The 10,840-nt window shown below is 56.9% G+C and carries 8 protein-coding genes and 1 riboswitch; of the genes, 5 read left to right on the forward strand and 3 right to left on the reverse strand.

The window, feature by feature from the left end; translation table 11 throughout:
• Window positions 1-254: hydroxyethylthiazole kinase (locus ACRC1E_RS06950; RefSeq protein ID WP_438514384.1), on the reverse strand; the 254-nt coding region annotated here is incomplete at its 3' end.
• 48 nt (window positions 255-302) lie between these two features.
• Window positions 303-398: riboswitch (TPP riboswitch) on the reverse strand.
• Between the two features lie 271 nt (window positions 399-669).
• Between ACRC1E_RS06950 and ACRC1E_RS06955 the strand changes: the two genes are divergently transcribed.
• Both ACRC1E_RS06955 and serS read left to right on the forward strand, forming a co-directional pair.
• Window positions 670-1,983: a replication-associated recombination protein A gene (locus ACRC1E_RS06955; protein ID WP_438514385.1), complete on the forward strand. Its 1,314-nt coding sequence runs from the start codon at window positions 670-672 to the stop codon at window positions 1,981-1,983.
• A 3-nt stretch (window positions 1,984-1,986) separates the two neighbouring features.
• Window positions 1,987-3,273: a serine--tRNA ligase gene (gene serS / locus ACRC1E_RS06960; RefSeq protein WP_438514386.1), complete on the forward strand. Its 1,287-nt coding sequence runs from the start codon at window positions 1,987-1,989 to the stop codon at window positions 3,271-3,273.
• A gap of 56 nt (window positions 3,274-3,329) precedes the next feature.
• Here the strand turns inward: serS and ACRC1E_RS06965 are convergent, their stop codons facing one another.
• Window positions 3,330-5,834 carry an EAL domain-containing protein gene (locus tag ACRC1E_RS06965; protein ID WP_438514387.1) on the reverse strand — a complete coding sequence of 835 codons (2,505 nt, stop codon included), beginning with the start codon at window positions 5,832-5,834 and terminating at the stop codon, window positions 3,330-3,332.
• Window positions 5,835-6,105: 271 nt separating this feature from the next.
• On the opposite strand from ACRC1E_RS06965, the gene hypF reads away from it, so the two are divergent.
• Entirely contained in the window at window positions 6,106-8,421 is a 2,316-nt protein-coding gene (gene hypF / locus ACRC1E_RS06970; RefSeq protein WP_438514388.1) for a carbamoyltransferase HypF, read from the forward strand.
• A gap of 54 nt (window positions 8,422-8,475) precedes the next feature.
• Here hypF and phaR read toward each other — a convergent pair whose 3' ends face one another.
• The gene (gene phaR, locus ACRC1E_RS06975) at window positions 8,476-9,048 is read right to left on the reverse strand and encodes a polyhydroxyalkanoate synthesis repressor PhaR (protein ID WP_438514389.1); all 573 of its coding nucleotides are present in this window, start codon (window positions 9,046-9,048) and stop codon (window positions 8,476-8,478) included.
• Window positions 9,049-9,172: 124 nt separating this feature from the next.
• Between phaR and ACRC1E_RS06980 the strand changes: the two genes are divergently transcribed.
• Both ACRC1E_RS06980 and ACRC1E_RS06985 read left to right on the forward strand, forming a co-directional pair.
• A complete protein-coding gene (locus ACRC1E_RS06980; RefSeq protein ID WP_438514390.1) occupies window positions 9,173-9,829 on the forward strand; it encodes a phasin family protein in 657 nt (218 codons plus the stop codon).
• A 137-nt stretch (window positions 9,830-9,966) separates the two neighbouring features.
• A partial coding sequence (locus ACRC1E_RS06985; protein ID WP_438514391.1) for a M14 family metallopeptidase occupies window positions 9,967-10,840 on the forward strand: 874 nt, incomplete at its 3' end.

Below are 10,840 nucleotides of genomic sequence, written 5' to 3' on the forward strand. Positions count from 1 at the left end.
GCAACAAGCATCGCATCACGCTGTGCCGCATCCAGCGTACCGACATTGGCCAGCAGCGCCGATGCGATGGCGGCAAAATCACCGACCTCCTCGCGCGCCACAACCATGGCAGGCGCACAGCCTGCCGCCAGCAGGATATTGGCCGTGAAATTGGAAACCACCAGATTGGTCAGGCAATGCACCAGAGGCGAAGCGGCGCGCAATGCATCAAGGGCAGCGGCTGCAGGGCGGGAATCAAAAGGCAGGACGGGCATTCAGGGTCCTCCGGTCATGATGACGAAGGACGACGGACAGACGGATGCCTTGTCCGATCGTGACCTCCCTACGCTGGCATGACCCAGATCAGGTGCTGCGGGTCTGTCTCAGCCATGCACAGCATGGCACCCCGAGTCACATTAACAAGAGCCCGGATTATGCAAAACACCGGCCTGCCCCGTCAATGCGGACCCGGCGGCAAATCCGGCAGCGGCGTCAAACCATCAGGCTATGCCACCTCGCTCAGCATAGGGACAAACCGTTTTCTCACGGATCACACCGGTCAATAAAACAGACCGGACAAGCCGGGCAGCAAGCGGCGCGATAAGCCGAATACATTGCCACACCGCGCCTTGCGCGTTAGCCTAGCACCATGACTGCAATTCCTTGCCGGCAGTTAGCCGGCCATACCGCATGAATGATCTGTTTGCACGCGAACCCGAAAAGCCGCTGGCTGAAGCGCTACGTCCGACTGCACTGAATGAAGTCATCGGCCAGCAGCACCTGATAGGCGCGGGTAAGCCGCTGCGTCTAGCCATTGAGTCCCAAGCCCCGCACTCGATGATACTGTGGGGGCCGCCTGGTGTCGGCAAGACTACGCTGGCACGCATATTGGCCCACTCCTTTGACGCCGATTTCATTCCGGTTTCAGCCGTATTTGCCGGCATCAAGGATATACGCGACGCAGTGGAGCGCGCCCATGCCACGCTGTCACGTTCGGGCAAGCGCACTATCCTGTTCGTCGATGAGGTACACCGTTTCAACAAAAGCCAGCAGGATGCCTTCCTGCCCTTTGTCGAATCGGGGCTGCTGACGTTTATTGGCGCCACCACAGAAAACCCGTCATTCGAAGTGAACAGGGCGCTATTGTCGCGCGCACAGGTTTACGTACTGGAACCCTTATCCGGCCAGGAACTGGCCGCGCTGTTCGAGCGCGCCAAATCCTGTGGCGCGCTGGGTACACTGGAATTCGATACCGGGGCAATTACCATGCTGGCCGGCTACGCCGACGGCGATGCGCGGCGTTTTCTCAATCTGCTGGAGCAGACGCGCACTGCCGCGCTGGCAGGGCAACGCACCGCCATCGACAGTGTCTTTCTGGGTGAAGTCTTGACGCTCAATGCCCGCCGTTTCGACAAGGGCGGCGATGCTTTTTATGACCAGATCTCGGCGCTGCATAAATCGGTACGCGGCTCCAACCCCGATGCCGCACTGTATTGGCTAACACGCATGCTGGATGGCGGCGCCGACCCCAAGTATCTGGCACGGCGCCTGATCCGCATGGCCTGGGAAGATATCGGCCTCGCCGATCCGCGCGCCATGCAGATAGCCAATGATGCCGCCAGCACCTATGAAAGGCTGGGTTCGCCGGAAGGAGAACTTGCGTTAGCGCAAGCAAGCATTTATCTGGCTATCGCGGCCAAGAGCAATGCCGGTTACAAGGCGTATAATGCCGCACGCGCTTTTGTAAAACAGGACGCATCACAGGCAGTACCGGTACACTTGCGCAATGCGCCCACACGCCTGATGCAGGACTTGGGTTACGGCCACGCTTACCGCTACGCGCATGACGAGCCCGACGCCTACGCCGCAGGCGAGCACTATCTGCCTGAAGGCATGGCCGAACCGCATTGGTACCAACCGGTACCGCGCGGACTGGAAACAAAAATCGGTGAAAAGCTCGCGTTTTTGCGCGAGCTGGACAATCAAGCAAAAAAACAGGACTGACACATGCTGGACATCCAACTTCTGCGCAGCGATATCGACGCTGTCGCCGCCCGCCTGGCTGCACGCGGCTATCAATTTGACACACAAGCCTTCAATACCCTGGAAGCAGAACGCAAGACACTGCAGACCCGCATGCAGGAACTGCAGGCCAAGCGTAATGCCTCCTCCAAGCAGATCGGCATCGCCAAGCGTAACGGCGAAGACGTATCGGCCATCATGACCGAAGTCGCCAATCTGGGCGATGAGCTGAAAAATGCCGAGACCAGCTTCGAGGCGGTACAGAAACAGCTGGATGACTGGATGCTGTCCATCCCCAACCTGCCGCACGAATCGGTACCAGCCGGCAAGGACGAAAGCGAAAACGTCGAAGTGCGCCGTATCGGCACTCCGCGCCAGTTCGATTTTGCCGTCAAGGATCATGTCGACGTCGGCGCCCCGCTGGGGCTGGATTTCGACACCGGCACCAAGCTGTCGGGTGCCCGCTTCACTGTGCTCAAGGGCGACATCGCCCGCCTGCATCGCGCCATCGCGCAGTTCATGCTCAACACCCATACCGGCGAGCACGGCTACCTCGAGCACTACACCCCGTATATCGTCAACGATAGCGCACTGCTTGGCACCGGCCAGCTGCCGAAATTTGCCGACGACATGTTCAAGGTCACCAAGGGCGGCGAAGAAGGTACGGTCGACCAGTATCTGATTTCAACCTCGGAAATCACGCTGACCAATACCGTCAGCGGCGAGATCCTCAAAGCCGAAGAGCTGCCGCTGAAATTTACCGCGCACTCGCCTTGCTTCCGCTCCGAAGCCGGCTCCTACGGCCGCGACACCCGTGGCCTGATTCGCCAGCACCAGTTTGACAAGGTGGAGATGGTGCGCATCGAGAAGCCGGAAGACTCCTACGCCGCACTGGAAGAAATGGTCGGCCACGCCGAGAACATTCTCAAGGCGCTGGGCCTGCCGTATCGCGTGATCACGCTGTGCACCGGCGACATGGGCTTCGGCTCGGCCAAGACCTACGATCTGGAAGTGTGGTTGCCGGCGCAGGACACCTACCGCGAAATCTCCAGCTGCTCCAACTGCGAAGCCTTCCAGTCACGCCGCATGATGACGCGCTACAAGGACGAAAACGGCAAGAACCAGCTGGTACATACCCTCAACGGTTCGGGTCTGGCCGTAGGCCGCACCTTGGTGGCCATTCTGGAAAACTACCAGAACGCCGACGGCTCGGTCACCATCCCCGAAGTACTACGCCCATATATGGGCGGCAAGGACAGCATCGCCGCCTGATAGCCCGCTACGCAAAAATGCCCTGCACTGCAGGGCATTTTTCTATGTTTACATGGTCAGACCGGCATCGCCGCTACGCCCGACAACCAATTTTCCAGCGCTCGACCCGGCAAAGGCCGGCTAAACAGATAACCTTGCGCCGTCCGGCAACCGTGTTGCAGCAGGAAGGCACGATGCGCCTCCAGCTCCACGCCCTCGGCCACAATATCCAGCCCCAAGCTATGCGCCATCGAAATGATGGCGATGGTAATCGCCGCATCATCCGCATCCTGATGCAGCGTCTTGATAAAGGACTGATCGATCTTGACTACACTGACCGGCAGTTTTTTCAGATAGGCGAGCGACGAGTAGCCGGTGCCGAAGTCGTCAATCGCCAGCGAAATCCCCAGCGCCTTTAGGCGCACTAACTGCCCCAGCACATCACTGTCGCCATCCATGGCCGTGCTCTCGGTGATCTCCAGCTCCAGATGGCTAGCCGGCAGGCCCGTTTCATCCAGAATCTGCCTCACTACCGATACGATATTGCCGGCACCGAATTGCCGTCCGGACAGATTAACCGCCAGCCGCCCCGAGAATAGCCCCTGCTCCAGCCACTGTGCGGCCTGCAAACAGGCCGTGCGCAACACCCATTCTCCAATGGGCGCAATCAGTCCGGTTTCCTCCGCTAGCGGAATGAAGTCTGCCGGTGAAACCGTCCCCATTTCCGGATGGAACCAGCGCACCAAAGCCTCGGCACCACAGCAGCGCCCACTTTCCAGATCTACCTTGGGCTGGTAATAGACATCGAGCTCCTGCCGCTCCAGTGCCCGGTGCAGTGCAAACTCCATCTCCAGCCGCTTCATGGCACGGGTATTCATATCCGTCGTATAAAACTGGAATGTATTCTTGCCGCGCCCCTTGGCCCGATGCATGGCGGCATCTGCGTTGAGCAATAATTCGGAGGCGGCCAGACCATCATTAGGATACAGGGCAATGCCAATACTGGCCGTCACAAACAGCGTATTCCCTTCCACCTGCATTTCACCGGTCAGCTTCTCCAGCATCTGCTGCACCTGTGCCGCGATGACACCGATGCTACCCACATCCTCATGCAAGATCCCAAACTCATCACCAGCCAATCGCGCGATACACGCCCGCTCCGGCAGCAAAATCTTTAGTTTGTTCGCTATCTCGCGCAACAAGGCATCGCCTACCTGATGGCCCAGCGTGTCATTGATCAGCTTGAAACGGTCAAGATTGAGGTACAGCAAGGCAAAACGCATGCCCGTTTCCTTGCTGCGCAGCACGGCATCGACAACATGCTCGCCAAACAAGGTACGGTTGAACAAGCCCGTCAAGGCATCATGGTTAGCCAGATAGTGCATGCGCTGTTCCGCCAGCTTGCGCTGGGTCAGGTCAGAGAACACGCCTACATAATGCTGGACACTGCCATCCGGGGCACGGATGGCAGAAATGGACAGGTGCTCGGAATACAGCACGCCGTTTTTACGCCGATTGATCAGCTCGCCCTGCCAGCTGCCCTCGGTTTTCAGCGTGTCCCAGAACTGGCGATAAAATTCGGAGGACTGCCGTCCAGAATTCAGCATGGCCGGTGTATTGCCAAGGACTTCTTCGCGGCTATAGCCGGTAATCTGGCTGAATGCCGCATTCACATGCTGGATGACACCAGCCGGATCGGTCACCACGATACCGTCCTGCGCGGCATCGAACACCTTCTCTGCTAGCAGCAGGCTCTGGCGCGAGCGCAGCAGGGCTTCATCGCGCTCCTGCAGCGCCTGTTTGAGCTCGCTCATGAACTCGTATTCGATGGAATAGAGGATATCGACCATGCCGACGATAGCCTGTAAACGGCCATCGGCCGCGGTGACACCCAAGTGGCGCGTTTTCTGCTTCAACAACTGCTGGCGCACGGCCAGCAAGGATGTGGACACGGAAACACTGCGCATCGGATAGCTGCACACTTGGCTGACGGCTACATCATCGTGCATGCAGGCGACCAGTCGCAGGACATCGCGCAGGGTCAGGATGCCCCAGCTGTCGTCGCCATAGTCGATCGCCAGCGCATCGCTACGGGTATGACGCAAGGTGTGCAGTGCCTCGGACAGGCTGGCACGGGCCGGCACGGTAGCCAGAGGTGCCAGTGGCAAGGACTCCAGCCGGGTGCAGCGCAAAAACACTTCACAGCCTTGGCGCGAAACGATGTCCGAGGCCGAGACTATGCCGACATAAGCATCAGCGCGCGTCAGCAGCACATGACGGATCTGCTTCTGGCGAAAAAAAACGGCGGCTTCATGTGTACTCAGATCGGCATCCAGCGTATAGACCGGCGCACTCATCACCCCGGATACCGGCTGCAGCAAATCCGCCCGGCACGCCATATCCATTTTCAGGGCATCACTCTCGGTCCAGATACCCAGCGCCTTTCCCGCTGCATCCATCACCACAATGGAGCCACAACACGCCTCCAGCATCATGCGGGCGGCGACGGACACCGGCGTATCCGGCGGACAACTGAGAATAGAGCCTGATGCCAGCGTGGCGATGGCATGTTGCAAGGTCACAAAACACCCCTGAAATTCCGTTCACCGCACAGCTAGAAATATGGCGTGAACATATAAAAATCTTTCAATGCCGGCATGCTAAATGATAATACTTATAAATAATAGCAATCTTTATCAAATAAACGCGCTAAAAAATACAAAACCTGCTTTTCCTCAAAGCTGCAGGCCATACAATATGAGAAATTCGTATTTTGCACTACACCAACAGGATGCAGCGGACACCCCGCACTTGTAGCCGGGGCAAGCCGCTGTGCATCACCAGGATGTTTTCATGATTATTCGTCGCACCCGCCTGACCATCCTTGGACGCGTCCAGGGCGTCGGTTTCCGTCCCCACGTCTGGCATGTGGTCAAAAACCATGGTTTGTCCGGCTTTGTAAAAAATACCGGAGAAGGCGTCGTCGTCGAACTACAAGGCGACAGCGCCGCTCTTGCCGCCTGCCTGCGAGCCTTGCAACAACATTTACCTCCACTGGCCAGATTGGATAGCATCAAGGAAGAGGCTCTCCCGCTACAAGCCGAAGAGCAAAACTTCGAAATAAAAAGCAGTAGCGGCAAAACGACCCATGCTTACATTCCTGCCGATATCGCAACTTGTCCTAACTGTCTGGCCGAGCTTTTTGACCACAGCAACCGTCGCTACCGCTATCCCTTTATCAACTGCACCGACTGCGGTCCGCGTTACAGCATCACCCATGCCCTGCCTTATGATAGGGAAGAAACCAGCATGGCCGCATTTGCCCAGTGCCCTAGCTGCCTAGAGGAATACAGCAATCCGGAAACCCGCCGCTTTCATGCCGAACCGAATGCCTGCCCGGCCTGCGGCCCTCGCCTGAACCTGACCGACCGCTTCGGCCAGGCGCTCAAGGGCGATGCCACTGCTGGCGCTTTACAGATATTGAAAATGGGCCGCAGTATCGCCATGAAGGGCTTGGGTGGTTTCCATCTGGTGTGCGATGCCACACGTGAAGATGCTGTCATGCGCATACGCGGACAAAAAAAGCGTCAAGGCAAACCCCTCGCAGTCATGGTTTTGAATATTGCAGCGGCTCGCCGCCTGTGCCACATCAGCAGCGAAGAAGCGGCACTACTTGCCTCCCGCGAGCGCCCCATTGTACTGCTGAAAAAGCGGGAAGATACCGATAGCCTGCTACCCGGGGTTGCACCTGAACTGGCTAGTCTGGGCGTAATGTTGCCCTACACACCGCAACAATGGATGCTGTTCCACGAAGCGCTGGGCCGCCCCACAGACCCGTCATGGATGGAAGAACCTTGCGAGCAGGTGTGGGTCATGACCAGCGCCAACCCAAGCGGCGAACCGATTGTGACCGGCAACCGCGAAGCACGCGAACGGCTAAACCAGCTGGCCGACGTTTTCTTGCTGCACAACCGCAATATTGTCGCGCCCTGCGATGATAGCGTTGTGGCAATAGACAACGGTCAAGCCCTGTTTTACCGCCGGGCCCGCGGCTATGCCCCCGACCCCTTGCCACTGATCAGTAGCGGCCCGGCGATTCTGGCGCTGGGCGCACAGTACAAAAACACCATCTGCATACTGCGCGGGCAGGAAGCATTTGTCTCACCCCATATTGGAGACCTGGATCAAACGCTCAACTGTGAAGCGCTGGAAGCCAGCACCCATCATCTGCTGGAACTGACCGATGTCACACCGGCGGCCATCGCCTGCGACCTAGACCCCAGTCATTACGCCAGTCAATTGGCCGAGGACATGGCCAAACACTATCGCGTACCGCTACTTCATATCCAGCACCACCACGCCCACATAGCATCCGTACTGGCCGAGCATGGGCATAGCGGTGAAGTGCTGGGGCTGGCGCTGGATGCATTCGGCTTGGGCGAAGACGGCAAAACCTGGGGCGGCGAGTTGATGCAGATCAGGGGCGGTCAGTTTGAATTACTGGGACAGCTCGCGCCGCTGCCATTGCCGGGCGGCCTGCGTACCATACGCGAACCCTGGCTGATGGCCACCGCCTTGCTTTTTGCAATGGGAGAAAAAGACGAGGCTCAACGCCGCTTCGGCCGACAACCGGCATGGCCTGCCATCGTGGCCCAACTGGAAATCCCGTTCCAACTACAGGACAGCAGCAGCATGGCGCTCTGGTTTAGTGCTATCGCGGGGCTTGCCGGCATCTTCGACAAACAGCGCTTTGACAACGAAGCCTTGCAAAGGCTGGAAGAACTGGCACAAGACTGTGCTCCGCTATTGAATGGCTGGCAAATAAACGGCACGCAACTTGATCTCAAACCGGTATGTCGCCACCTGATGACGTTGCTGCATGATGCGACCCTGATTGCCAGTGTTTGGCATGCTACGCTAGCCGCCGCGCTGGCCGATTGGGTCTGCCGCGCGGCGGCGACACGAAAAATAGACACCGTGGCATTGAGTGGCGGTTGCTGTACCAACCGCAAATTAATGGGGGCACTTCTATCCCGACTGGAGGCTGCCGGCATCAAGGTATTACGTGCCCGCCAGCTTCCGCCGAACGATGGCGGCATCAGCCTGGGGCAAGCCTGGGTCGCCCGCCAGCGGCTACAAAATGACAGGCAGCCGGCTGACCGGCCATAAACAGAAAACGCCTGCTTGAACGGCAGGCGTTTTCAATTTGGCGCGATAAGTTGATCAGCTCTTGCTGCTGTCTTCATTTTGCACTGGCGCGACCGGGAAACCGGGAAAAGGAAAACCGGTAAACAGCTGCTTGGTCTGCTCCTGCATCCGGTTTTGCATATCAAGGAAAGTGCTGGTGCTCTGCTCCATGTAGTTCGACATCAGGTTCTGCATCGCAGGCCCCTGAAACTTCATGTACTCACCCCATAGATTGGCATTCAAGCCTGAGCTATCGGTACATAGCGTCCGGCTTTGCTCTTGCATCTTTGTCTGTAGCTGACCAAAAATCTCCAGATTTTTTTCCAGAAACGGCCCCATCATGCCCTGCATGGCTTGACCATAGAAGCGGATGAACTGGGTCAGGACTTCATGCGTAAACATCGGCGAGCCACAGCTTTCCTCATCCAGGATGATCTGCAGCAACACACTGCGCGAGATATCTTCCTGAGACTTGGCATCCACAACCTGCAAATCGACATTCTCCAAAACCAGACGCTTAACGTCTTCCAGCGTGATGTAGGAACTGGTGGCCGTATCGTAAAGACGGCGGTTCGGGTACTTTTTGATGACCCGCTTTTCTGTACTCATGGAAAAATCCCCCTTGTATTTTCTCTTTATATCCCGTAGTACAACATTACCTTAGCATAAAAACGACAGGCTAGAGCAATATCTCTAGCTCAATGCTGCAGCGCATGATAGATTAATCTGGATTGTGCATAGCACAATCAAAAAAAACAATAACTTGCTGCGAACAAAGATAGAGCCAGTATCCGCCTTTAACAGGTTAAAACTCGAGAAACAAAGGAAAACCACCATGAAAACTACTCAGCAACAGTTCAGCGACCTCTCCCTCGGCCATGTTGAAACCACATTGCGCGCCGCACAAATCACGCTGGATAGCGCCGAGCGTATGATCAAGTTCAACCTTGAAGTTTCCAAGCAAACCCTTGAAGACAATGCCGGCTTTGCCCGTGAACTGTCTACCAACACCGACCCACAAGAAATCGCAAGCCGTTTAGGCAAAATGGCCAACCATGCAGCCGAAAAAGCGGTAGAAAACGCCCGCAACTTCTACGAACTGATCTCACAAGCACAAAGCGCCATGACTAAACTGGCCGAAGACAATATGGGCAGCTTCAACAAGAGCCTGATCAGCTCGGTTGAAACGCTGGCAAAAAATGCGCCTGCCGGTTCAGAAACAGCGATCAACGCCATCAAAACCTCTCTTGCCACCTCGGCCGCTGCGCTCAATAGCGTAGCGCAAAGCGCACAGCAAGTAGCCCACTTTACCGATGCCGGCATCAAGACCGCAGGCAACGCCAGCGCTGAAGCGGTAAAGAATGCAGGAAGCAAGCGCGCTAACGCCTGATTCTACCGAAGCGTTCAAGCCCAAGTATCCGACACCCCGCCTGCGGGGTGTTTTTCATTGCGGGGGTGATGCAAAAGCCAACTGGCAGTACAATCGCCCATTGTTCCCACTCTTTACCGAGCCCGAGGTTTCAGCGGATGAAAATAAGCAGCCATTTTGACGCCGGCAGTATCGAAGTTGTCCAGTTTGACGATTTCTCCGACATCCAACTGAGAATCTGTCAGGACAATGCCGCCAGCTTTGCCCAATGGTTCTATTTCCGCCTGCAAGGCGCTGCCTACCAGCCCTGCACGCTGCGCTTTTTGAATGCTGGCGAATGCGCGTATCCGGAAGGCTGGCGTGACTATCAGGCCATGGCCTCGTATGACCGCGTCAACTGGTTTCGCGTACCCACCCTATACGATGGCCAGACACTGACCATCGAACACGTACCGCTCGCCGGCAGCATCTACTATGCCTACTTCGAGCCCTACTCCTACGAGCAACATCTCAACCTGATCGGTCAGGCACAAAGCTCCGGCCTGTGTGATGTCAGCTCGCTAGGCTCCAGCATCGAAGACCGCGACATCGATCTGCTGACCATAGGGCATGAAGTTGAGTCTGATCTCAAAATCTGGATCATTGCCCGCCAGCACCCGGGTGAAACGATGGCCGAATGGTTTATCGAGGGCCTGCTCAACCGGTTACTTGACCCGCAAGACCCGACTAGCCGCCTACTGCTCGATTCAGCCACTTTCTATATTGTGCCGAACATGAACCCTGATGGCGCCATACGCGGCAACCTCAGAACCAATGCCGCCGGCGCCAACCTTAACCGCGAATGGGCGACACCCAGCGTAGACAAGAGCCCGGAAGTCCTGCTTGTACGCAATAAGATGCTGGAAACAGGTGTCGACCTCTTCCTCGACATCCATGGCGACGAGGCACTGCCCTATGTTTTTGCTGCCGGCAGCGAAGGTGTACCCTCATACGATGAGCGCATTGCCAAACTGGAACACCTATTCAAAGAAC

The organism is Craterilacuibacter sp., assembly GCF_051659485.1.
GTDB lineage: Bacteria > Pseudomonadota > Gammaproteobacteria > Burkholderiales > Chromobacteriaceae > Craterilacuibacter.

What these genes read in the sequence shown, in the direction of transcription:
- ACRC1E_RS06955 (WP_438514385.1), top strand. Translation starts at nt 670, where the DNA reads ATGAATGATCTGTTTGCACGCGAACCCGAAAAGCCGCTGGCTGAAGCG.
- serS (WP_438514386.1), top strand. Translation starts at nt 1,987, where the DNA reads ATGCTGGACATCCAACTTCTGCGCAGCGATATCGACGCTGTCGCCGCC.
- hypF (WP_438514388.1), top strand. Translation starts at nt 6,106, where the DNA reads ATGATTATTCGTCGCACCCGCCTGACCATCCTTGGACGCGTCCAGGGC.
- phaR (WP_438514389.1), bottom strand. Translation starts at nt 9,048, where the DNA reads ATGAGTACAGAAAAGCGGGTCATCAAAAAGTACCCGAACCGCCGTCTT.